Origin of the sequence: Rummeliibacillus pycnus (genome assembly GCF_044359855.1) — a bacterium.
Taxonomy (GTDB): Bacteria; Bacillota; Bacilli; order Bacillales_A; family Planococcaceae; genus Rummeliibacillus; species Rummeliibacillus pycnus_A.
In genome coordinates this window covers 1,982,771-2,007,211 of the sequence record NZ_CP132291.1, presented here as the reverse complement: position 1 = coordinate 2,007,211, position 24,441 = coordinate 1,982,771, and the positions used below count along the sequence as shown (strand labels likewise).

Below are 24,441 nucleotides of genomic sequence, written 5' to 3'. Positions count from 1 at the left end.
AAAAATAGAGTATAATCAAAAGATGTCGAATGCAGTATAGTGCATTCAAATACGTGCTAAATTAAATAGATTGAATGGAATAGATAGGAGAATAAAATTATATGTGTGGATTTACAGGATTTATCGGTGAGGTTTCAAACTCTGACGTTGTGTTAGAGAATATGATGAACCAAATTATTCACCGTGGACCAGACTCTTCAGGGCAGTTTACGGATGATCAAGCAGCACTTGGGTTCCGCCGCTTAAGTATTATTGACGTAGCCAATGGTAGCCAGCCTCTTTATAACGAAGATCAATCATTAGTATTAATCTTCAACGGTGAAATTTATAACTATAAAGAAATTAGAGATGACCTTATTGCAGCAGGCCATATTTTCGATACAGATACAGATAGTGAAGTATTAATTCATGGCTATGAGGAATACGGCACAAAATTAGTGCAAAAATTACGTGGTATGTTCGCATTCGTTATTTGGGACCGCAACAAAAAACGCTTATTTGCAGCGCGTGATATGTTCGGAATTAAACCATTCTACTATGCACATATGAATGGTACATTACTATTCGGTTCAGAAATTAAAAGTTTCTTACCACACCCACACTTCGAAAAAGTACTTAACGAAAAAGCACTAAAACCATACTTAACATTCCAATTCCCAGTATTAAAAGAAACTTTCTTTAAAGGTGTTTTCAAATTACCAGCAGCTCACTACTTAACATTTGAAGATGGTAAATTAGAAATCACACGCTATTGGGAACCAAAATTCAATCCAGAAGAACGTCCACTTAATGAGATTGTAGAAGAAATCGATTCAACTGTTCGTGAATCGATTGAAGCTCATAAATTTTCAGACCCAGATGTTCTAGTAGGTTCATTCCTATCTTCTGGTGTGGACTCAAGTTACGTTGCTTCTGTATTAAAGCCAGATAAAACTTTCTCTGTTGGTTTCGCAGCAGAAAAATTCTCTGAAGTGGATAACGCAAAAGCATTATCAAATGAACTAGGTATTGAAAATGTCAACGAAGTATTAGACCCTGAAGTTTGCTTCAATAAACTTGATGAAATTCAATATATGATGGATGAACCACACTCTAACCCATCAATTGTTCCTTTATATTTCTTAGCAGAGCTTGCTAGAAAACATGTTACAGTTGTTCTTTCTGGTGAAGGTGCTGACGAATTATTTGGTGGCTATGCAGAATACGATGAAACACCTACAATGCGTAAATATAAAAAAGTACCGCAATTTATACGTCGCCCTATTGCAGAAGTGGCCAAAGCTCTTCCTGAAATGCGAGGTAAGCACTTCTTAATGCGTGGAGGTCTGCCTGTTGAACAAACATTTATTGGACAAGCGCATATTTTCGAAGAAGAAGAATCAACTGCTATTCTTACAGATAAATATAACCATGCTCCATCTGTTGCAGATATCGTTATGCCAGTGTACAAAAAAGCAGCTGGTGAAGATGATTTAACGAAGAAACAATTGTTGGACTTACAACTATGGCTCGTGGACGATATCAATTTAAAAGCGGATAAAATGAGTATGGCTCATTCAATTGAGTTACGTGTACCATTCCTTGACCGTGAAGTGATGAAGGTTGCTTCAAAAGTTCCTTCTCACTATCGTGTGAATGAAAAAGATACAAAATATGCATTCCGTCAAGCTTCACAACGTGCACTACCAGATGAATGGGCGCACCGTAAGAAAATCGGTTTCCCAGTACCAATTCGTCTTTGGTTAAAAGAAGATAAATATTACAATCAAATTAAAGAAACATTTGAATCACCTGAAGCTGCACAATTCTTTGACCAACAAGCAATTGTGAATTTGTTAACAGATCACTACGAAGGTAAAGCGAAAAACCAACGTAAAGTTTGGACAATTTACATGTTCTTAGTATGGTACAAAAAATATTTTGGCTAATTAATCCTTTAGCTTAAAAGGGGATTGTCAGCGGTGTTTAAGAGAAGTAAAATGCCTCGGCATTTGCTCCTCTTTTGCTTTATAATGCTTTTTTCAACTATTACAAGTGGCTGTTCTAGTATTCTACCAGCAAAAGAAGAGGAAATGGACGAAGGCATCAAAGTACTTATTGTTGCGTTTGGAAGCAGAGAACCTATTCCGGACATGAAAGTTAGTGTACGTGATTTGGACACGGACAAACTCGTTACAACTGCAACAGGTGATTCTGAGGGAAAAGTCACGCTAAATGGTTTAAAGACAGGTCATCGTTATTTATTTGTCCCATCACCTGAAGATAATTCTGATGTTACAAAAAAGCCAACTAATGTAGCGAAGGTTGTTAATGTTAAAGAAGATACTTCGTATGTCGTCCTTGAAACATACTATCAAAAGGAAAATCAACGACTTGATGTACCTGTAATTTTACAAAATCCACAGCTTCCTCATGGATGTGAAATTACAGCGATGACGGCCGCATTCAACTACTATGGTCTAAATCTAAAAAAAACAAAGATGGCAAAAAAGTATTTACCAACGGAAGAAGTCATCGATAAAGATGGAAAGAGAATTGGTCCAGATCCAAATAAAGCTTATGCAGGAGATCCTGCAAATGAACTAACTGGTACATATGCCTTTGCCCCTGTTATTACAAAAGCAGCAAAAAAAGTAGCACATGACTATAAAACCAATTTAAAAGTGACCAATCTTACAGGTGCAAGTGAAAAGAATATAATAGATAAAGTGCAACAAGGTATTCCTGTTATGATGTGGGTAACGCTCGATTTATCAAAACCTAAGAAAAAAGAAGGTTGGTATATTGAGAACACCAATAAGAAACCTGAAATGTATCTCAATTTACATGTCGTTGTCCTAACAGGATATGAAGATAGCAAAGTCATTGTAATGGATCCATTACATGGCTATGTTTCACATGATGCGACAAAATTCTTCTCTAGTTACAAGGATTTAGGATCGCAAGCTATTGCAATCGAGAAATAACCTCATCAAAATAAGACATTATTCGTTTATAAAGATAAAATATGATAAACTAATGGCATTAAAATAAGTACAAAATAAGTGAGATGATAAGAGATGGCAGAACAACCATTTTTACCAATATTAATCGGATCAGATATGAATGCATATGGTATGGCACGTGCTTTTTATGAAGCATATGGAATCAAAGCAATAGTAGTCGGCCGAGCACATTTAACACCAACACAAAATAGTCATATTCTACATTTCAAACAAGTTTCAAACTTAAAAGAAAACTTTGTAGAAGAAATGAAAAAATTAGCAAAAGAGTACGAGCAAAAAGACTTACTACTAATGGGGTGTGGCGATGATTATGTCAAACTCATTATTAAAAACAAACCAGCTCTTGAACAATATTTCACTGTTCCTTACATCGATGAATCTTTAATGGATCGCATTTTACTGAAAGAAAACTTCTATAAAATGTGTGAAAAATATAACTTCAGTTATCCAAAAACGGATACTTGTACGTACGAAACATATGAGAACTTCCAAGTGAAAGTTGAATACCCAATCATAATTAAAGCATCCAATTCAGTGGCTTATTGGGCATGTGAATTTCCTGGTAAGAAAAAAGTATTCATTGCACATGATGAGGCTGAAAAGAATGCCATCTTAAAAGCAATTTATAGCTCGTCTTATAAAGATCACTTAATCATCCAAGAATTCATCCCTGGTGATGATTCATATATGCGCGTATTGAATGCATATGTTGCTACTGATGGTAAAGTGAAGCTAATGTGTTTAGGTAACCCAATTCTTGAAGAACATTCTCCAGAAGGTATTGGTAGTTATGCAGCAATCATAACTACATATGATAAAGACTTGATGGACCAAGTGCGTTACTTCTTAGAAGATATTGGTTTTACAGGTATTGCAAACTTTGATATGAAATACGATTATCGTGATGGTAAATATAAACTATTTGAGATTAACCTACGTAATGGGCGTAGTAGTTATTATGTAACTGCTGCAGGCTATAACCTAATGCAATATGTTGCAGATGACCGTATGTTGCATTTGCAACAAGAACTAACTTATGCGGATAATGAACACTTGTGGAGTATCATTCCAAATGGTGTATTGTTCAAATACGCACAAAACAATGAGCTTAAAGCAAAAGCTCGTAAATTAATCAAAGAAGGTAAAGCAACGAACTCATTGTTCTACAAAGAGGACATGAACTTCAAACGTTGGTGCAAACTAACATTGAATAGCTTGAATTATTACCGTAAATACAAAAAATATTTTAACAATAAAGGTCTGTCTTAGAATGGAAAAGAAAGTACTTGGTATTATTGGTGGTGTTGGACCGCTAGCAACAATGCTACTTGGCGAATCGATTGTCCGTAGAACGAAAGCATTTAGTGATCAGGAACATATGCATTTTATCATTGATAATGATACACGTATCCCCGATAGAACGGCATATATTTTAGATCATTCTAAACCAAATCCTCTCCCAGTAATGGTTGAGGATGCAAATAAGCTAGCCGATGCAGGAGCAGATATGATTGTAATCCCTTGCAACACTGCGCATAATTTTTACGATGATTTACAGTCAAATTCGAAAGTTCCCGTATTGCATATGATTCGAGAAACAGCGAAAAAAGCACGCCAATTAAATGCAAATCGTGTTGGTGTACTTGCTACGATCGGTACATTAACTTCCAATTTGTATCAAGAGGCTTTGATGGATGAAGGGATAGAACCTGTTATTCCAGATGAAGTGATGCAACAAGACATTATGACAGTGATATATGACTATGTAAAAGCAGGCAAAAAGATAACGTCAGCACAATGGCAACCAATCGAAGCAGCAATGAAAAATGCGGGATGTGACCACATTATTTTAGGCTGTACAGAGCTATCTGTTGTGAATAGAGAGTTATCGTTAGATGATTCGTATATTGATGCACTTATTGTATTAGCGGATTGTGCGATTACTAGTTGTGGTTACGAATTATTAGACTAATCATTGAAAGACCTGTCCTTTCTATAAGGGACAGGTTTTTACATAATGTAAATTATTTAATATAAAAGAGAGAAGGTGTGGGAAACAATGTCATTCTTAACTTTATTGAATGAAGATTTACAAAAAAAGTGGACTTTCCCATCCACAATGCCAATCCAAGATCAAATGATTCCGGCACTATTAGAAGGAAAAGACGTAGTAGCTGAATCCCCAACAGGTACAGGTAAAACATTAGCCTATCTATTACCGATTCTACAAAAAGTTGATGGTGCAAAAAAAGCAACGCAAGCACTAATCGTTGCTCCATCCCAAGAATTATGTATGCAAATTGTAGAAGTTATTCGTACATGGATTGCCGGTACAAATATTACGGTTGTTCCGTTAATTGGTGGGGCAAACCCACAACGCCAAATCGAAAAATTAAAGAAAAAACCAACCATTGCAGTTGGTACACCAGGACGTCTAAACGAGCTAGTTAAAGAGAAGAAATTGAAACTACATGAGTTGACTACAATCGTTTTAGATGAAGGAGATCAACTACTAAGCCGCGATTACCGTGTCATTGTAAAATCATTTATCGACGGTGCAGATCATGAACGTCAAGTCGCAGTCGTATCAGCAACGATTACCGATGAAATTGAATTAGTGGCAAAACGTATGCTCCATGATCCCATACGTTTTCAAGTAAAAGTAGATGAAACATTAACAGGAAGTAAGGTCGTACATTCTTTTGTGAAACTACAAGAACGTGATAAAACGGAATTTCTACGTAAATTATCACATGTGTCAGGAGTTCGAGGACTTGCATTTATGAACAATTTAGACCAAGTCTTAATGAAAAAGTCTAAGCTTGAATTCCGTAATGCACCAATTGTGGCACTACATTCTGAGATGAAAAAGGAAGAAAGAAAAGCTTCATTAGATAGTTTCCGTAAAGGGGAAGCTCGTATTCTAATTGCAACAGATGTAGCAGCAAGAGGCCTAGATATAGATGGACTAACGCATGTTATACACGTGGATGTTCCCTATACTAGAGAACAATATGTTCATCGTTCAGGACGTACAGGACGTGCAGGAGCAGACGGTGAGGTTATTACATTACTTGCATATCACGAAGAACAAGCTTACCATAAACGCGTTCGTGAATTATCAATTAAACCAGTTGAAAAAATATGGTCTAATGGTCAACTTGTAGAAGGACACGCAGAAATTAAACAAGTTCGAAAACAAACAAAGCCAAATGGTAATTCAGATGCGCATAAAACATCTAAAAAAAGAAATGAAAGTAGCTCATTTGGAGCTTCTTTCAAAGATTCTGGAAAGAAAAAGTACTTTGCAAAGAAATCTAAGAAAAAATAATAAGAAGCGAGGTAATTAATGATGACATTTAAAGAAAAGCTAGAACAATTTGCTGAGTTAGCAGTAAAAGTTGGAGCTAATATGCAAAAAGGTCAAACTTTATTGATCAATACAACGACAGATACTATTGAATTCACACGTCTAGTCGTAAAAAAAGCATATGAAGCAGGCGCTGCTCGTGTAACAGTAAATTTCTCTGATGATGTAATCAATCGTGCTTATTTTGATCATGCACCAGACGATGAATTTGCAAAATTCCCCCGCTGGATTAGCGAACAACGAGATGAACTTATCGAACGTAAAGGTGCATTACTATGGATTGATGCTGCAGATCCAGATAATTTAACAGGTGTTCCTGTAGAAAAATTATCCGCTCATCAAAAGGCATCTGGAAAAGCTTTAGAAAATTATCGCGATGCTGTTATGAACGATAAAATTGCATGGTCAATCATTGCGGTTCCTTCAAAAAAATGGGCTGCGAAAGTATTCCCTAATTTGAAAGAAGAAGAACAAGTATTAGCATTATGGGAAGCCATCTTCAAAACAGTACATATCGGTGAAGGGAATGTCATTGATAACTGGGAACAACATTTGAAAAACTTAGATGCACGTGCTGACCTACTAAACAAAAAACGCTATGCAAAATTACATTACACAGCACCAGGCACAGACCTAACAATCGAATTACCAGATAAGCACATCTGGTGTACAGGTGCTAGCTATACTCCAGATGGTAATTCATTTGTTGCGAATATGCCTACTGAAGAAGTTTATACAATGCCTTCAAAATATGGCGTAAATGGTTATGTTTCAAATACAAAACCATTGGTATTCCAAGGTAATATTATTGATCAATTCAAAATCACATTCGAGAATGGCAAAATTGTTCAAACGGAAGCAGGTGTAGGTGCAGAATTACTGCAAGAACTAACAAAAGCTGATGAAGGGTCTCAATATCTTGGTGAAGTAGCATTAGTACCGCACGAATCACCAATTTCAGCTTCTAATGTTTTATATTACAATACTTTGTTCGATGAAAATGCATCCAATCACTTAGCAATTGGAGAAGCGTACCCAACATGCTACGAAGGTGGCAGCACACTTACAAGAGAACAACTTGAAGAAAAAGGCATCAACACATCCATTACACACGAAGACTTCATGGTCGGTAGTGGCGAAATGGACATAGATGGTATCTTGCCAGATGGAACAGTAGAACCAATCTTCCGTAAAGGTAGTTGGGCATTTTAAATAACAATCTAAAACTCCGCTCACAATGAAATGAGTGGAGTTTTTATTTTTTAAAGTTAATTTGACTGAAAGCAGAGGAATCTTATCAACTGATTATGAGAATAACACTGATTGGTGCCAAAGAATGTCTGATTGGCGCTAAAGAAACTCTAAGTGGTACTAAAAACAAAAAAATCGCCGTAGGGATTAAACCCCAGGGCGATTTATCATCAAATTATTTCTTTATAGGAGTCTTCTTCTTTTTAGAATCAATTGCTTTTATGATGATTGGATAAACAATTGGAGCTAGCTTAATAGCTGCTTTTACAACTTTTCTTACTTGCATATAGTAGCACTCCATTCCAGAAATTTTTCTATTTCATACTATACCCATAAAATTGAACGCTTAAGCTCTAAGTACTTTAATTCCTTGAATAACATTCCAAATAAAAACTACAAGTGATATTACTACTTCTACAATCACAAAAACAAACCATAAAATTACTAAGAATGTACCGTTACCAGATGACTCATTCATAATGTTCATTTCATAGCTGAAAGGACTTGCTGCTATGGTAGCAATAAATAATATTACTCCAAAAATAGTAGGAATAATTAGCAGTAGATGAGAGATAAATGCACGTTTTGCATGCCTTTTTACATCTTGATCTGTAGATACAAAATAGACGATTAATGGTAATATAAATCCGGCAAAAAATATACTGAAATAACAAAGGGATGACAGTACGCGATTATTATCCAATATTGACACCTCCATTTACTATACATACGTATAATAATGGGCAAAAGATTCGAGTTATACTTAATTTATTTTATCGTTTTAAATCAATATTTAAACATTAATCATAGTAAAATTTTTAAAATCAATCCCTTAAAGTATTTCTTCTCATCTTTAATGTGCCGAATATTAAAACGTAATACCTTTTTACATATAAACTAATTATCTAATTTTTGGATAATTAACATTGAAATACGATATTTAGTTAAGTAAAATAAATGTGTTCAATAAAATTTAATGATGTATCGACCACAAGGGGAGCCGTAATGGACGGCTGAGAGTGAACCCGAAGTTCTAACCCTTTGAACCTGTGAGTTAATACTTGCGTAGGAATGTGGATAGAAACCGACTTATATCGATGTCAGGGCTATCCTGATGTCGTTTTTTTATGGTGAAATCTCTAACGGTAAGTTTTCTAGAATAGGCTTTGGGCTTATGTGATCTACATCGGAACTAAGGAGGATTTGAAAATTGAACAACAAACGATTATTAATGATGGTTGAGATTGCTGTTTTTGCAGCGATCGGTCTAGTTTTAGACCAAGTATCCTTTAAACTATGGCCACAAGGTGGTTCCATTAGCCTTGTAATGGTGCCAATTGTGTTGATGGCATTTCGTTGGGGCACAATAGCAGGTCTTATAACAGGGCTTCTAGTGGGAGGGTTACAAGCAATAATGGGGGGCTATATTTTTACACCTCTACAAGGTTTTATTGATTATTTCTTTGCCTTTACAGCAGTTGGTTTAGCAGGAGTGATGAGAAATAAAATAATCAATGCGAGCAAAAAGGAAAGCAAAAAGCAAATGGTATTATATATTTCAATTGGAACATTTATCGGGGGAATGTTACGTTATATTGCACATACTGTATCAGGTATTGTCTTTTTTGCAGAGTATGCTGGCAAACAAAATGTCTATTGGTATTCCATTATCTATAACGGTTCATATATGATTCCTGCAATCATTTTAACGATTATTGTTGCAGCACTACTATTTACATCTGCACCTCGATTATTGGAACAAAAACGATAGAACTAAAAGTCTAGCCACCAAAATATGGGGCTAGGCTTTTTCATTAAATTTTTTCAAGAATAAATCTGAGTCACAAAGTCATAAGTGTATTATTAAATTTCTAAATAATATGGTAATCGTAAACATTTCCAAAAAGTATAATATGATAGCAATAGAATCCGTAAGCAAAGGTTTTATAAGAACGGCTTAACGTAAAATTGTGGTATAGTTAAGTGTAGATATTTAATTAGAAGGGATCGTTAGAAATGATTGCAAAAACGCAAGCAGAAATAGATGCTTTATTGAAAGCTGGTCGTGCAATGGCTGAAATTCGAGATGCAATGAAAGCCGCAACAAAACCAGGTGTAACTACAAAAGAATTAGATGACCTAGCTGGTCGCCTATTTGAAGAAAAAGGTGCTGTATCAGGACCTAAAGCAGAATATGATTTTCCAGGATACACTTGTATCAGTGTAAATGAACAAGTTGCACATGGTATCCCAAATCATCATAAACTAAAAGCCGGTGACTTGATTAATATTGATGTATCAGGTCATGTTGACGGTTATTATGCAGATACGGGTATTTCATTTATCGTAGGAGAAGTTGATTTACCGGAAGTTCAAAAAATCTGTAACGTCGCTCAAAGTGCATTTGATCGTGCGATGACAAAAGTAAAAGCAGGTTCTCGTCTAAACCAAATCGGTAAAGCTGTAGAACGTGAAGCACATGATCATGGCTTAGCGGTGATTATGAACTTAACTGGACATGGTGTTGGCCGTTCACTACATGAAGAACCACAATACGTGTTAAATTATTTTGATGCCTGGGAACGTACAATTCTTAAAGAAGGAATGGTTTTAGCTGTAGAACCATTTATCTCACAAAAAGCAGAACACATTGTAGAAGCAGGTGATGGGTGGACTTTTATCACTCCAGATAAATCACTTGTAGCACAACTTGAACATACAATCATTGTAACAAATGGTGAACCAATTATTACAACAAAAATTGATTAAAAAACACCCTGCTAATTAGCAGGGTGCGGGAAGCTCTCTGAACGTACTTATTCAGAGGGCTTTTGTTTTTTAATAAAAATAATACCGACCACTAATACACCACTTAAGAACAGAGCAGCAGTCGTAACAAGCAATTCTTCAAAGCCATTTTTAAATGCAATTCCAATATAAGCCCAAATATAAACGATAGGGAATAGTATATCATCGTAATGGAATCGTATATGCAATGCAATCGCTGTTCCACATGTAAGCATAATAACGGCCCATAGTGGATCACTAAGCCCTAAGACGTTCCAATGATTATGAGTAAATAGAAAGGCAATATTCATAAAAGTTACAATACTAACCCAAGCAAGATACATCGAAATTGGTAATCGTCCGCCCCATGAACGATGCCAAGCAGGATATGTAAAATACAAACCTGTTAATGACAGGAGCATAAAAATGATTGCCACAATTGACCATGTGAAATATTCATAATGCCACAAGTAAATCCATAACATATTAAATATCGAACTTGCTACAAATAAGACTATTTGCGTTAAACTAATATGATATTCACTATGGGGATTTTTCCATAATAGATAAATCCAATAAGCCAAAATAATATAAATAAATACCCTAATAATATAAACATACCCTGCTGGACTAAATAGGACAGTATAGCTGTTGGAGATTTCACTTGTTGTATGACCATTTAGTGGAATTATATTAGCAGCTGTGCTAAATACAATCATTGCGATGTAAACAATTGTAACGACTAACAGTCTGCCCAATAAAATCTCCTCCTTTAGATTAGATTTCTAAACAAATCTAATGATCGATTACAAGTTGTTAAAAACTAAAATCATTATATAAAATCAGTCATTCTTAAGTATACAATCGTTTTGCTCCAACAACAAATACCATTTTAGTGAACTTTGCAGTAATATAGTAATATGGAAGAAAAAAGGGAGAAGATAAAGATGACCAAGCACATAGAAAATATGAATTTAGATCAACAGTTAGATGAAAAGATTTCCTACAAAAAAGAGCTAAAAGAGCTACAATTCGAAATGCTCAACATTCAACAATTTTTATTTAATCATAATATTGGCTTAATCATTGGATTTGAAGGTATGGATGCAGCGGGAAAAGGTGGAGCTATTAAACGTTTAACGCAACGTTTAGATCCACGTGGATATGTGGTACATCCAATTGCTGCACCAACTCAAGATGAATTAAAATATAATCATTTATATCGTTTTTGGAGACAACTTCCTGCTCGTGGTCAAATCGGAATTTTTGACCGCACATGGTATGGAAGGGTTCTTGTAGAACGTATTGAGGGATTTGCTTCTAAGGTTGAATGGGGACGTGCTTACGAAGAAATCAATCAATTCGAGAAATTATTAACGGATGATCATTTCATCCTGATGAAGTTTTGGATTCATGTTTCAAATGAGGAACAGTTAAATCGATTTAAAGAACGTCAAGAGGATCCATATAAAATGTGGAAACTGACAGATGAAGATTGGCGTAATCGTGATAAATGGCCACTTTATATTGAAGCAGCTAATGATATGTTTGACAAAACAGATAAAAAAAATGCACCTTGGATCTTAATAGAAGGCAATGATAAAAAATATGCGCGTATTCAAGTGTTAAAGGAAACGATTAAACATGTAAAAAAAGAATGTGAACGTCGCGGTTTACAAGTTACAGATCCTGCTGAGGCTATAACACAAGAAGTGTAATAATAAACATCATATAGCTGTATGAAGTAACTCAAATAGCTTCACAATGCTATCACAAAGGGTGGGTATGGTTAGTATGGTTTTTTTAGAGGGGCAGCGTTGTTATTTACGTACATTAGAAATAGCGGATGTAATGTCATATACAGAAATGGTTACTCGTAATATGCGATACTGGTCTATTCATGAGCCATTACATCCGCCTGAATATTACACGGAAAAAATACAAACGAAGAAAATTCAAGAATCTATTAGACAGATGCATGCAAATCGTGAGTATAGTTTTGGTATTTTTGCTTCTGGAACGACTGAAATCATTGGGCATATTTCAGTATATTCTATTAGACGTCTACCATTCTCAAGTGCATTTGTCGGTTATTCAATGGATGAAGCGCATACTGGAAAGGGAATCGTTTCCGATGCACTTTCACTCGTTTCAAAATTTGCTTTTGAAGATTTATGTATTCATCGTTTAGAAGCATATGTTTCTCCCAAAAATGTAGCTTCTGTACGTGTATTAGAGAAAGCAGGATTCATAAGAGAAGGATTATTACGAAAGTTACTGTATATTAACGGTAAATGGCAAGATCATTATTTATATGCCTTAATGGAGGAAGATTATTGAAAGGGAAAGGCCGCTTGGCGGAGATGGAAAAGTAATTTTCGCAAACTTTTCAATGGAATGTAGAGAAAAGTTGTCGAATTTCCCAGGAAATATGTCGATAAATAATTAAAAGCGATTTTCTCGTAAGTTGAGAAAATCGCTTTTTGCTACATCAAGCCGTGCACAATAGCTTGCATTATTTAGAACCGTCTACTACGACATCTAAATGACCTGTTTTTGGGTCAATAACTAAACCATGAACAGGAATAGAGTCTAATACTAATGGATGGTTTTTGATCATTTCAACACTATTACGAACATTAGATTGTACGTCATCAAAACCGTGTAACCATTGATTTAAATCTACTCCGGAATAATTAAGTACATCTAGTGTTTCTTGTTTAATACCACGCTCTACCATATTTTGCAGCATTTTATTCGGATCAACTGCACTCATACCGCAGTCGTAGTGACCTACTACAAAAACTTCATCTGCTTGTAGCTCATAAATTGCGACAAGTAAACTTCGCATAATTCCTCCGAATGGATGGTTTAAAATTGCACCAGCACTCTTGATCATTTTCACATCACCATTACGAAGATTCATGGCCTTAGGTAGTAATTCGACAAGACGGGTATCCATACAAGTTAAAATTACAAAACGTTTATCAGGATATTTACTAGTAATGTAAGGTTCATATTTTTTTTCATCCACAAAGGATTCATTGAATGTAAGAATATCATTTATTATAGACACGCTATCACTTCTCCTTTCCCAATTCCCCTTTCCTTACATTACTAATTGTAAGATAACTATCCCCAAAAGCAAATATTGAATTTTTTATTTTTTTAGTAAATGAATTGTATCTAATGCTTTTCCTGTACCTACTGCTACTGATTCCAGTGGGTCAGTAGCTAAATGTACAGGTACCGCTAATTCAATTGAAAGCCACTCTGTCATACCTTTTAAAAGAGAGCCACCACCAGTTAGAACTACACCACGATCTACGATATCACCAGATAATTCTGGAGGGCAAGTTTCTAATGTTCTACCAATCAATTCTAAAATAGATAATAGACTTTCCTTTAAACAATTCTGAATTTCAAGAGAAGACACTGTAATTGTTTTTGGTAGACCAGTAACAATATCACGCCCACGAACTTCCAATGTTTCTGATGAATGTTCAATTAGTGCATAGCCGATTTCTTGTTTAATTCTCTCAGCAGTAGGTTCACCGATTAATACGTTAAATGCTTTACGAGCGAATTGAATAATTTCTTCATTCATGTGGTCGCCACCAAGTTTCATTGTATTAGAAGTAACGATTCCTCCAAAAGAAATAATTCCGACTTCTGTTGTACCGCCACCTATATCTACGATAACGCTTGCTATTGGATCACTGACAGGGAGTTCTGCACCGATTGCAGCAGCGACAGGTTCATCGATTAAGTAAACTTCTTTTGCACCGCATTGTTTAACCGCATCTTGAATAGCAAGACGCTCTACAGAAGTCGCGCCAGATGGTGTACATACGACCACATTAGGCTTGCGTAGGGAAGTGCCCATTTTTTTTGAGGCTTTTTCCATCATGGCTTTAATCATTGCTGTTGTCATATTAAAGTCCGCGATAACGCCGTCTTTTAATGGACGAATTGCTTTAATAGATACTGGTGTTTTACCAACCATTTCTTTTGCTTCTAATCCAGTAGCGATGATTTCATTTGTGTTTATATTGAACGCAACAACTGATGGTTCATTTAAAACAATTCCTTTACTTTTTGTATATACTAACGTATTGGCTGTGCCAAGATCGATTCCGATTGCTGTTGTCGAAAACATACGTAAAAATTCCTCCTCTAAATACCTCAGGTTATATAAGTATAAATTATATCTTTCTATTAAAGTATGTTATTTTATGGTATATAACAATCATTACATAATAAAATGAATAGATAGTTGAGATAAAACATTAAATAATGGAAAGAATATAGTAGAAAAGGCATTGAATGTTATAGGAATGTTAAATAATTGTGAGGGAAATTTAAAAAAGAGCTACTTGCATTTTGCAAGTAGCTCTTTCATATTAAAATTTAGTTTTTGGTTTTGGATCGACGATATGAGAAGTAGAAGAGTCAAGACCAACTCTTAAATAATGAATTAATAATGCACCTGATACTAGGAGTAAACCAAACATTCCACCTACTGTGGCAATAAATGAAGCCATTATCGATAAACCTCCCTAAAATTAAAAATATTCGTTATTTAATAGTATACATGATTTTAGCACTTTAAATAAGGCTAAAATATGAATTCTATAAAATCTTTATATGAATTATAGAACACTATCATCATAACACGTTTTATGAAAAAGAAAATGGTTATTTATAGCAACATTTATTGATGTTAAAATGCCCAGTTACCATTGCGGAACACAGCCTCAATTTTACCATCTTCAGTAATACCGTCGATATTCATTTCACCAGAACCTACCATGAAATCTACATGGGTAATACTACGATTTAAACCTTTATTTAATAATTCTTCTTGCGTCATGTTCGTGCCATCTTCAATACAGAAGGCGTATGCACTTCCGATTGCTAAATGGTTGGATGCATTTTCATCAAATAAAGTGTTATAGAATAATAGACCGGATGCTGAAATAGGAGATTGATGTGGTACTAGTGCAACTTCTCCCAAATAATGAGCACCTTCATCAGAAGCTACGAGATTTTTTAAAACTTCTTCGCCTTCTTGTGCTTCGATTTTGACGATTCGTCCGTTTTCAAAGGTAATTGTAAAATGATCAATAATATTACCACCATAGCTTAGTGGTTTAGTGCAAGATATATAGCCATTTACACCTTCTTTATAGGGGGCAGTGAAAACTTCTTCCGTAGGGATATTTGCCATAAAAGCTTTGCCAGATTGGTTAACACTACCACCGCCACTCCATATATGACCTTTAGGCAATTCGATTGTTAAATCAGTACCTGGAGCTGTGTAGTGAAGCTTGAGATATTTTTTATCATTTAAATATTGAACTTTTTCATGCAATGTTTTGTGATGCTTTTCCCATGCCTTTAATGGTTCATCTATGTCTGCACGTACAGTTTTAAAGATGGCTTCCCATAAAGCGGGTACTTGTTCTACTTGTGGAAGTTGAGGATAGACCTTTGCTGCCCATTCAGGTGATGGAGCGCCAATAACTGTCCAACTTACTTTGTTCGACTGAGTGGCTTGGCGGAAAAGACTTAAAGCTTTTCCAGATGCCTTTTGTTGTTTAGCGATACGATTTGCATCAACACCTTTTAGTAAATCTGGACTTTGAGATTTAATCGTTATAAATGCAGCTCCGTGGTCGGCTAGCCAATTTTTTTCTTCTGCATGCCAAGGTGCGAAAAATTCAAAAGCCTCTTCTGGAGCAAAGTCATAATGCATGCGACTTAATACATCATCAGAGTAATGTACAAATACTTCTCTTGCACCAGCTTCATACGCTCTTTTAGTAACAAGACGAACGAATTCTACATTATCCACAGTAGCTTGGATAAATAAGTATTGGTCAGGTTGGATATTCACACCTACTTTAACGACTAATTCAGCGTAACTATTTAACTTTTCTTGAAATGTTTTCATTAAAAAATGCCCCCTTTTGAATACTAAGATAATTGTAGCAATTTCAAAAAATTAAGCAAATATGACAAATTGATATACATTTCTACTTTTTTTACAGATTTTCGTCAAATATCAGCTATTGTTCAAAGTAGAATATTAACATTGGGAAAAAATAACCGAAATAATAACAAGAATGACGACTTTGGAGGTACTAAAATGGATTTATCATCAGTTGTGGGTCTAATAATGGGCGTCGTAGCAGTAGTTGTGGGTATGTACTTTAAAGGTGTGACTCCAGATGCGTTGCTTAACCCAGCAGCAATCTTAATTATTATCTTAGGGACAATGGCAACAATAACAATTGGGTTTCCTAAGAGTGAATTGAAAAGAATACCAAAACTATTCAAAATCATATTCACGGAGCAAAAGCTAGTGAGTGATGTAGAAATCATCAAAATGTTTTCTGGATGGGCTGATTTAGCACGTCGTGAAGGATTACTAGCTTTAGAAGGTAAAGTTTCTGAAATTGATGATCCTTTCTTAAAAAATGGTTTAACTTTAGCCATTGATGGTCAAAATGCCGATTATATTCGCGATGTATTAACTGAAGAAGTGGAAGCGTTGGAAGATCGTCATACAAGTGGTGCACAGATTTTCTCTCAAGCAGGTACATATGCTCCAACATTAGGTGTCCTGGGGGCAGTTGTTGGTTTAATTGCAGCGCTGAAAGATATGAGTGACATAGACAAATTAGCGCACGCCATTTCTGCAGCCTTTATTGCAACATTGCTAGGGATTTTTACAGGTTACGTTTTATGGCATCCGTTTGCTAATAAGCTTAGACGTAAATCTAGTATTGAAGCGCGTCAAAAAATGATGATGATTGAAGGGATTCTTTCAGTTTTAGAAGGGGAGGCTCCTCGCGTAATTGAACAAAAACTTGCTTCATACTTAACAAAAGAAGAACGCCAACAAATTATGGATGAAAGCGGGGCGAGCGGCCTTGGCAAAGAAGACTAAAAGAAGAAAAAAACATGATGAAGAAATGTCAGAGGCATGGTTGCTTCCCTATTCCGACCTTCTTACACTATTATTGGCATTATTTATTGTATTATTTGCATCTAGCTCAGTAGATGCTCAAAAGTTAAGTCAATTATCTGCAGCGTTTAATGCTATGTTTGATGGAGGTAGTGGGGTAATGGAATATCCTTCCCCAGTAGATCCAACAGACCCAAAAAGTATATCAAATAGCAAAAACTCAGCCTATTTAGAGGATCAAAAATCACTTTCGAAAATTAAAGGGAAAGTCGACGATTTTATAGCTGTAAACGAGTTGGAAAAACAATTTGAAACAAAGTTAACTGATGAGGGTCTTCTTGTTACTATTCGAGATAGTGTGTTATTCGATCCTGGTAAAGCAGATGTGAAAGAAGAACACAAGGCTACAGCAAAGGAATTGTCAAAACTTCTAGTATTTGATCCTAAAAGAAATGTAGTGATCACAGGGTACACAGATAATGTTCCAGAGCGCAATGGTGAGTTTGCATCTAACTGGGAGCTAAGTGTAATGCGAGCGGTAAATTTCTTGAAACTAATCGTAGATAATAATCCAAAATTAGATTCAGCTTATTTTAGTGCAAAAGGTTATGGAGAAAATAAACCAATTGCCTCAAATAATACAGATGAAGGACGTGCAAAGAACCGTCGAGTAGAAGTACTAATTCAACCATTAGTGAAAAAAGACGGTACACCAACAAGTCCTTCTAACCAGGCGGATGCATTAAACAAAACAGATAATAAAGAAAAGACAACAACAAAATAATAATAAAAAGGTATATCTAGAGAGATATACCTTTTTATATGCTTATTTATGCATTTCACTTGAAACGATAGCGTTCAGATTTAAACTATCCAGCTCCACGCGCTAGCTTTTCGAGCCAGATAACCTTTCCGTTGTGAGGCAAAAAGTGCTTCTTCGCGTAAAGAACATCTGACCACAAAGCTGAAAGAGCGTGTTCCGCTATTAATCTTTACGTAAAGAACCAAGTTCAGCTACAATCGCTTGCATTTCACTTGGACTAAAAGCTTCGCGTTTCATTACCATTTCATACAAGAAAACTAAATCTTCGTAGCTATCTGTATTAAAATGTTCTGGTTTCATCGCATCTGCATTAACCATACGAAGTTTATCTTTAATTCCTTCGATCATGAAAGTTACATTCTCTGTAGATGGTTGTGTAAGATTCAAAGGGATTCCTCCTACCTTTATTCCATTCTTTTACTACAGTATCATTTCACGATGGCTTATGAATGTCAATTCCCATTTGCTAAAAATTTTAAAGAGTAGTATATCATAATGAAACTGTTTTACATGTAAAGTAGTGGGGTATAATAATATATATAGATGTTTGGAGGAGGATAAATATGTCTAACAAATTAGTTAAAGGTATTGCATTAGGAGCAGTTGCGGGAGCAGCGTTAAGTATGTTGGATAGAAGTACTCGTGAAACTACAACGAAAAAGGTTAAGCATTTTGTAATTGATGTGCAGTATTTTGCATATAATCCTGAAGAATTAATTGATAAAATCCAGTCTACAACAAGCAGAGCCCAATCTATGTATAAAACTTTTATGCATGACAAAGATTTTTATTTGGAAAAAATAAACGAAATTCAAGAACTTACTCCACAAGTTAAAGATATAGTTATCGAGACAAAAGAGGTATTCGCTGCTGGGATTGAAAAAGAAAAAAACACTCCCGCTTCTGAATCAGTTATCCATCTATAAGTTACTCATACAAAGGGGGGATCCCTTATGGAGAAACATAGAAAACGTAAAAAGCATTATAGATATAAGCTTTCTAGAAACTCCAAAACGATGTCAACTAATAGAGGAAATCAATCTTCTGAAATCTTTAATAAGATGAAACTTATGCATGTAGGAAAAAAGGATAAGCTAAATCAGGAATATGATGTCACGAGGACAAAGGGGTTTATATTGGCATTTTTTCAACGATTGATAGATGCGGATATTACTGGTTTTGGCGCACAATTAGCATATTTCTTTTTGTTATCATTATTTCCTTTGTTAATCTTCTTAATGACATTATTACCTTTTTTAGATCTTCCTACAGATCTAATTTATAAAATTATAGAGAAAGTTCTGCCGAGACAAGTGTACACAATGATTGAAGGAACGCTTGCAGAGGTACTTGGAAATCGTAATGGGGGGCTGTTATCAATTGGGGTGATTGGTACGATTTGGTCCGCATCCAATGGCGTAAATGCTTTGGCGAAATCATTGAATCGTTCTTATAACCAAGTTGAAACAAGACCTTTTATAATTGCCAGATTTATGTCTATTGTGTTTACTTTAATGTTAATTGTATTAATTGTAGTAGCGCTTGTCCTTCCCGTATTCGGGAAACAAATTGGTCTATTTTTATTTTCAGTGTTTGGATTCGAGGCAGACTTTTTAGTAGTATGGAATAAGTTCCGATTGATCTTGCCTCCTATAGTAATCTTTATTGTTCTGACATTGATGTATTGGATTATGCCGAATATAAAGTTGTATTTAAGAAGTGTGATAATAGGAGCATTATTTTCTACGTTCGCATGGCTTTTCGTATCATATGTCTTTTCTTATTATATAAATAATTTTGCAAATTACTCAGCTACATATGGTAGTATAGGTGGGATTATCATTCTCATGTTATGGCTATATGTGACAGGAATAATATTAATGGTGGGTGGTCAACTGAACGCCATTATGCAACAGCGAAGAGAACTATTAGAAAAGAAGAAAAAAAATAGATAAAAAGACTTCTCAATTTGCGAGAAGTCTTTTTTGTAAGGCTCTGTTTAATTTGATTATTGATCTTGCTCATCAATAGACGTTCATATTTGAAGAATTAAATCTTCTTTAACAATCTTATACTGTTTAAAATAACTAAAATCGTACTGCCTTCATGTCCGACAACACCAAGTGGTAAATCTACTGCTTGTAAGAAGTTGGAAATGATAAGCAAAACAATCACAGAAATTGAGAATATGATATTTTGTTTTACGATTGTTTGCATTTTGCGTGAAAGTTTTACAGCATAAGCAATTTTAGAAAGGTCGTTTTTCATTAAAACAACATCTGCTGTTTCGAGTGCAACGTCAGTACCTTCTCCCATAGCAATACCTGTTGTTGATGTAGCTAGGGCTGGTGCATCATTGATACCGTCGCCTACCATTCCGACATTATTGTATGTTTTCATTAAATCTTTAATATGATTAACTTTTGTTTCAGGTAGGCATTCAGCAATATAAGCATCAACACCAGCTTCTTTTGCGATTACCTTTGCAGTTTTTTCATTATCACCTGTCAACATAACAGTATGAATTCCTAAACTTTTCAATAGAGCGATAGCTTTTTTGGATTCTTCACGTACCGTATCTTTCATGGCAGCAAGAGCAACAATGCCATCATTATCTGCTAAAAAGACTACTGTTTTACCTTCTTCAGCAAGTTTAGGGGCAATTCCTTCAGCGAAAGCAAAAGCATCATCTCTCCCTACAAACTCGGATTTACCAACTTTGTATGCATTACCGTTCACAGTTGCTTTTAAACCCCAACCAGGTACATCTTCAATTTGTGCTTGATCGAATGAATCAAGACCACGTACTTTAGCGTAAGAAGTAATTGCTTGGGCAAGAGGATGGTTTGATTTTGCTTCAATTCCAGCAATAATTGATAGCATTTGTTGTTCATCTTCAGCTTCACGTACGATAAAGTCAGTAACAACTGGTTTACCTTTTGTAAGTGTACCTGTTTTATCAAAAGCGATTGCTTTTAATACACTTAAATTTTCAATGTGTAAACCACCTTTAAATAAGACACCGTTACGTGCTCCGTTTGAAATTGCTGATAATGTAGCAGGCATTATAGAAGCAACAAGCGCACAAGGTGAAGCTACAACTAATAAGACCATTGCACGATAGAATGTTGTTGTCCAGCTCCAATCAAGAAGGAAGTGAGGGACAAACATCATAAGAGCAACTACAGCTAAAACACATTTTACATACGTACCTTCAAAACGTTCGATAAATTGTTGTGAAGGGGATTTTTCGCTTTGGGCAGATTGAACAAGATCAATAATCTTTTGGAATAATGATTCAGAGTTTGGTTTAGTCATTTCCATTGTAACAGCACCTGTCATATTGACAGTGCCTGCAAATACATCTGCACCAACTAATTTTGTAACAGGGATCGATTCACCAGTAATAGCGGCTTCATCGATTGAGGTAGCACCCTCTATAATAACACCATCTGTTGGTACTCTTTCACCAGGTTTGATTAGTAAGTGATCTCCCAATTGGAGTGAGCTAACAGCCACACGTTCGATTTCACCATTTTCTTTTACTAGCCATGCTTCCTCTGGTTGTAAATCCATTAAAGCTGAGATTTCCTTATGGCTTTTATTCATCGCATAAGTTTCTAATGCGCCACTAACTGCAAATATAAAGATAAGAATAGCGCCTTCAGTCCAGTAACCGATGATAGCAGAACCAATAGCTGCTAATATCATTAAAAACTCAACATTTAGTTCTTTATTGGCAATTGTTTCTTCAACGCCTTCTTTAGCTTTTGCAAACCCACCAATAATGAATGCTAATAAATAGAAGATAATTGAAGCGGTAGTTTCATCATTTTTACCTAGTAACCATGCAATTAAGATTAAAACACCAGAAAATAGCGCTGCTATAAGTTCTGAGTGCTCCTTAGTTTTCTCAATTAGATGATAACTATTCTCTTTTACTAATTCCATCTATAATCCCTCCTGATAATGAAAATCAATATCAAAACCCTTATATATAGGTGTTTTCTACAACTTTCTTTAATTAAAAAATGATTTTGGAGTCATTTTTAATTTAGAATTATTATAACATATGGTTTGGAGGGTGAAAAGTGCGATATTAATGTTTTAATTTATTTTAAATGGATTTATGGCATCTTATTGAAAAGAGAAGGGGAGTGTGAAAAAAGGTTAAAGAAAAAACCTCTCCAAAATTTCTTTTAGAGAGGTTCAGGGTTTTATTAAAATACGCGATCAGCGTGTTCTGCTAATTTTTCTAGTGAAGATTTTTGAACATCAGCGTGTAATGAGTTACCGTGTGAATCCATCGTAACAACGGCAGTGAAGTCTTCTACACCTAAGTGCCACATTGCTTCTGGAATACCGAATTCCATTAAATCTACTCCATCAACTGATTTAATGCAGTCAGCATAATATTGCGCTGCACCACCGATTGCGTTTAAGTAGACACCACCATGTTCTTCAAGAGCTTTTAATGTTTTTGGTCCCATTCCGCCTTTTCCCATAACTGCACGGATACCGAATTTTTTCATAATATCGCCTTGATATGGTTCTTCACGAATGGAAGTTGTAGGACCTGCTGCTTTAACAGTCCAGTTATCATTTTCATCTTTTGCCATTACAGGTCCGCAGTGATATACAATTTGACCGTTTAGATCTACAGGAGCATCATGGCTCATTAAATGATGATGAATTGCGTCACGACCAGTGTACATACGGCCAGTGATTTTCACTACGTCACCTACGTGAAGAGAGCGAATTTGTTCTTCTGTAATTGGTGCACGAAGTTCAATAACTTCTTTTTTATCTTCTTTATCTGCATTTTGAGCAGCATCTTCAAATGCAATTTTTTCGCCTTCTTGATAATGCCAATTTTTGATTTCACCTGTAGTCGCATCAATATCTACAGCCATTCTGCGGTAAGCCCAACAATTATATGCGACAGAAACATAGAAAGAAGCTGGAATACGGTTCATCACACCGATTTTACAACCAAGTAGTGTTGCTTCACCACCAAATCCCATTGTGCCAATGCCCAATGTATTTGCTTTTTCTAATATGTAATCCTCTAATTTAGCAAGATCTGAATTTGGATTGATATCATCTACATTACGGAATAATTGTTCTTTTGCCAAATCGTATCCAGAAGAACGATCTCCACCAATACCAACGCCGATAAAGCCGGCTGAACAGCCTTGACCTTGTGCTTGATAAACAGAATGCAGGATACATTTTCGAATGCCATCTAGATCACGACCTGCACGACCAAGTCCTTCAAGTTCGCAAGGTAAGCTATATTGGATATTTTTGTTCTCACAGCCGCCACCTTTTAGAATTAGCTTGATTTCGATAAAATCATTTTCCCATTGTTCAAATTTCATAACAGGAACGCCTGCGCCTAAGTTGTCTCCACTGTTTTTGCCAGTTAAAGAGTCCACTGAGTTTGGACGTAATTTTGCATCTTTTGTAGCTCGAACGATTGCTTGTTTAATTACTTCTTTGATTTCAAGTTGGTTTACGCCAACAGGAGTTTTAATTTTGAAAGTAGGAAGACCAGTGTCTTGGCAAATAGGTGAAACGTTATCATCTGCCATGAAAATGTTATTCGCGATTGTATCTAAGCTCATTGCAGCACGAGTACCCGCGTTTTCTGCGTCCTTTGCTTTTTTAATTGCACGACGAACGTCTTTTGGTAAATTTGTAGAAGTTTCAGTCACTAAATCGTAAATGCTTTGTTCTAGTGTCTCTAGATTCATAGTAATAGCCCTCCAAAAAGGTAATTTTTAAACCAATCCTATTATAACCTGTCCAAAACACGAAAAAAAGAGCGTATATATACGCTCTTGTCGAAATTTCAATAGTAATAAGAAAAACATTAATAATTTGAGATTTAATTTTCTGGACGGTTTTTGAATTGTTCCATTTTGTCTTCTAAATCGTCCATCATATCAATAAGGCGATCGATATCTTGTAAGTCTGCAGTTTCAGGATCAATAGCATCTAATACCTCTACGAAGATTTGCAGACGTTCTTTCAAATAAGTTACTTGTTGTTCTTTATCCGTAATTGATTTGCTCATCGTTACACCTCATTTCATCATCACCATCGTAAACGATTTTATCAATTTTTTCAATTCTAAATCCAAAATTATAGGTCGAAAGAAATATTTTAATATTTAGTAAGTTAAGAAAATTTACAAAACTAATGTAAAATGTTAATATGAGTTTAACAT

General features: G+C 35.4%; 24 protein-coding genes and 1 riboswitch. Of the genes, 14 read left to right on the top strand and 10 right to left on the bottom strand.

From position 1 onward, the window contains the following. The first annotated feature begins 101 nt into the window (after window positions 1-101). The 6 genes from asnB (at window position 102) to Q8X41_RS09815 (ending at window position 7,587) form a co-directional block, all read left to right on the top strand. On the top strand, window positions 102-1,928 hold the full coding sequence (asnB, locus tag Q8X41_RS09840) for an asparagine synthase (glutamine-hydrolyzing) (protein WP_397540035.1): 1,827 nt from the start codon (window positions 102-104) through the stop codon (window positions 1,926-1,928). Window positions 1,929-1,961: 33 nt separating this feature from the next. Further along, window positions 1,962-2,966, top strand: coding sequence for a C39 family peptidase (locus Q8X41_RS09835; protein WP_397540034.1), 1,005 nt, complete (start codon window positions 1,962-1,964; stop codon window positions 2,964-2,966). A gap of 93 nt (window positions 2,967-3,059) precedes the next feature. After that, window positions 3,060-4,274, top strand: a complete 1,215-nt coding sequence (locus tag Q8X41_RS09830; RefSeq protein WP_397540033.1) for an ATP-grasp domain-containing protein — start codon at window positions 3,060-3,062, stop codon at window positions 4,272-4,274. A 1-nt stretch (window position 4,275) separates the two neighbouring features. After that, a complete protein-coding gene (locus Q8X41_RS09825) occupies window positions 4,276-4,977 on the top strand; it encodes an aspartate/glutamate racemase family protein (protein WP_397540032.1) in 702 nt (233 codons plus the stop codon). Between the two features lie 87 nt (window positions 4,978-5,064). Next, window positions 5,065-6,336, top strand: a complete 1,272-nt coding sequence (locus Q8X41_RS09820; RefSeq protein ID WP_397540031.1) for a DEAD/DEAH box helicase — start codon at window positions 5,065-5,067, stop codon at window positions 6,334-6,336. A gap of 21 nt (window positions 6,337-6,357) precedes the next feature. Then, window positions 6,358-7,587, top strand: a complete 1,230-nt coding sequence (locus tag Q8X41_RS09815) for an aminopeptidase (RefSeq protein ID WP_397540239.1) — start codon at window positions 6,358-6,360, stop codon at window positions 7,585-7,587. A 385-nt stretch (window positions 7,588-7,972) separates the two neighbouring features. Here the strand turns inward: Q8X41_RS09815 and Q8X41_RS09810 are convergent, their stop codons facing one another. Further along, entirely contained in the window at window positions 7,973-8,329 is a 357-nt protein-coding gene (locus Q8X41_RS09810; RefSeq protein ID WP_397540030.1) for a DUF4870 domain-containing protein, read from the bottom strand. 280 nt (window positions 8,330-8,609) lie between these two features. Further along, window positions 8,610-8,715, top strand: a riboswitch (TPP riboswitch). Window positions 8,716-8,836: 121 nt separating this feature from the next. Here Q8X41_RS09810 and thiT point away from each other — a divergent pair. Both thiT and map read left to right on the top strand, forming a co-directional pair. Next, window positions 8,837-9,397 carry an energy-coupled thiamine transporter ThiT gene (thiT, locus tag Q8X41_RS09805; protein WP_397540029.1) on the top strand — a complete coding sequence of 187 codons (561 nt, stop codon included), beginning with the start codon at window positions 8,837-8,839 and terminating at the stop codon, window positions 9,395-9,397. A gap of 245 nt (window positions 9,398-9,642) precedes the next feature. Continuing rightward, a complete protein-coding gene (gene map / locus Q8X41_RS09800; protein WP_397540028.1) occupies window positions 9,643-10,395 on the top strand; it encodes a type I methionyl aminopeptidase in 753 nt (250 codons plus the stop codon). A 47-nt stretch (window positions 10,396-10,442) separates the two neighbouring features. On the opposite strand, the gene Q8X41_RS09795 is transcribed toward map, so the two are convergent. After that, window positions 10,443-11,171 (bottom strand): tryptophan-rich sensory protein, encoded by a 729-nt coding sequence (locus Q8X41_RS09795; RefSeq protein WP_397540027.1) that lies wholly within the window; start codon window positions 11,169-11,171, stop codon window positions 10,443-10,445. 189 nt (window positions 11,172-11,360) lie between these two features. Here Q8X41_RS09795 and Q8X41_RS09790 point away from each other — a divergent pair, with 189 nt between their 5' ends. Further along, a complete protein-coding gene (locus Q8X41_RS09790; RefSeq protein ID WP_397540026.1) occupies window positions 11,361-12,131 on the top strand; it encodes a polyphosphate kinase 2 family protein in 771 nt (256 codons plus the stop codon). A 76-nt stretch (window positions 12,132-12,207) separates the two neighbouring features. Next, window positions 12,208-12,753, top strand: coding sequence for a GNAT family N-acetyltransferase (locus Q8X41_RS09785; RefSeq protein ID WP_397540025.1), 546 nt, complete (start codon window positions 12,208-12,210; stop codon window positions 12,751-12,753). 175 nt (window positions 12,754-12,928) lie between these two features. Here the strand turns inward: Q8X41_RS09785 and Q8X41_RS09780 are convergent, their stop codons facing one another. From Q8X41_RS09780 to Q8X41_RS09765, 4 genes are all read right to left on the bottom strand, one after another. Continuing rightward, window positions 12,929-13,489: a beta-class carbonic anhydrase gene (locus tag Q8X41_RS09780; protein WP_397540024.1), complete on the bottom strand. Its 561-nt coding sequence runs from the start codon at window positions 13,487-13,489 to the stop codon at window positions 12,929-12,931. An 84-nt stretch (window positions 13,490-13,573) separates the two neighbouring features. After that, window positions 13,574-14,572 carry a rod-share determining protein MreBH gene (mreBH, locus tag Q8X41_RS09775; RefSeq protein WP_397540023.1) on the bottom strand — a complete coding sequence of 333 codons (999 nt, stop codon included), beginning with the start codon at window positions 14,570-14,572 and terminating at the stop codon, window positions 13,574-13,576. Window positions 14,573-14,816: 244 nt separating this feature from the next. Next, on the bottom strand, window positions 14,817-14,957 hold the full coding sequence (locus Q8X41_RS09770; protein ID WP_397540022.1) for a hypothetical protein: 141 nt from the start codon (window positions 14,955-14,957) through the stop codon (window positions 14,817-14,819). 179 nt (window positions 14,958-15,136) lie between these two features. Further along, window positions 15,137-16,369, bottom strand: a complete 1,233-nt coding sequence (locus Q8X41_RS09765; RefSeq protein ID WP_397540021.1) for an aminopeptidase — start codon at window positions 16,367-16,369, stop codon at window positions 15,137-15,139. Between the two features lie 195 nt (window positions 16,370-16,564). On the opposite strand from Q8X41_RS09765, the gene motA reads away from it, so the two are divergent. Both motA and motB read left to right on the top strand, forming a co-directional pair. After that, window positions 16,565-17,368 (top strand): flagellar motor stator protein MotA, encoded by an 804-nt coding sequence (motA, locus tag Q8X41_RS09760; protein ID WP_397540020.1) that lies wholly within the window; start codon window positions 16,565-16,567, stop codon window positions 17,366-17,368. Then, a complete protein-coding gene (motB, locus tag Q8X41_RS09755; protein WP_397540019.1) occupies window positions 17,352-18,170 on the top strand; it encodes a flagellar motor protein MotB in 819 nt (272 codons plus the stop codon). Before motA ends, motB begins: the two co-directional genes overlap by 17 nt. Window positions 18,171-18,371: 201 nt before the next feature. Here motB and Q8X41_RS09750 read toward each other — a convergent pair whose 3' ends face one another. After that, window positions 18,372-18,596, bottom strand: a complete 225-nt coding sequence (locus tag Q8X41_RS09750) for a DUF1128 domain-containing protein (RefSeq protein WP_397540018.1) — start codon at window positions 18,594-18,596, stop codon at window positions 18,372-18,374. 176 nt (window positions 18,597-18,772) lie between these two features. Here Q8X41_RS09750 and Q8X41_RS09745 point away from each other — a divergent pair, with 176 nt between their 5' ends. Beyond that, entirely contained in the window at window positions 18,773-19,135 is a 363-nt protein-coding gene (locus Q8X41_RS09745) for a YtxH domain-containing protein (protein WP_397540017.1), read from the top strand. Window positions 19,136-19,162: 27 nt separating this feature from the next. Then, on the top strand, window positions 19,163-20,164 hold the full coding sequence (locus Q8X41_RS09740; protein WP_397540016.1) for a YihY/virulence factor BrkB family protein: 1,002 nt from the start codon (window positions 19,163-19,165) through the stop codon (window positions 20,162-20,164). A gap of 94 nt (window positions 20,165-20,258) precedes the next feature. Here Q8X41_RS09740 and Q8X41_RS09735 read toward each other — a convergent pair whose 3' ends face one another. The 3 genes from Q8X41_RS09735 to Q8X41_RS09725 all read right to left on the bottom strand — a co-directional run bounded on the left by Q8X41_RS09735 (window position 20,259) and on the right by Q8X41_RS09725 (window position 24,288). After that, window positions 20,259-22,160: a heavy metal translocating P-type ATPase gene (locus Q8X41_RS09735; RefSeq protein ID WP_397540015.1), complete on the bottom strand. Its 1,902-nt coding sequence runs from the start codon at window positions 22,158-22,160 to the stop codon at window positions 20,259-20,261. Window positions 22,161-22,429: 269 nt separating this feature from the next. Then, on the bottom strand, window positions 22,430-23,965 hold the full coding sequence (locus tag Q8X41_RS09730) for a fumarate hydratase (protein ID WP_397540014.1): 1,536 nt from the start codon (window positions 23,963-23,965) through the stop codon (window positions 22,430-22,432). Window positions 23,966-24,099: 134 nt separating this feature from the next. Then, window positions 24,100-24,288, bottom strand: a complete 189-nt coding sequence (locus Q8X41_RS09725; protein ID WP_397540013.1) for an SE1561 family protein — start codon at window positions 24,286-24,288, stop codon at window positions 24,100-24,102. Between the last annotated feature and the right edge of the window lie 153 nt (window positions 24,289-24,441).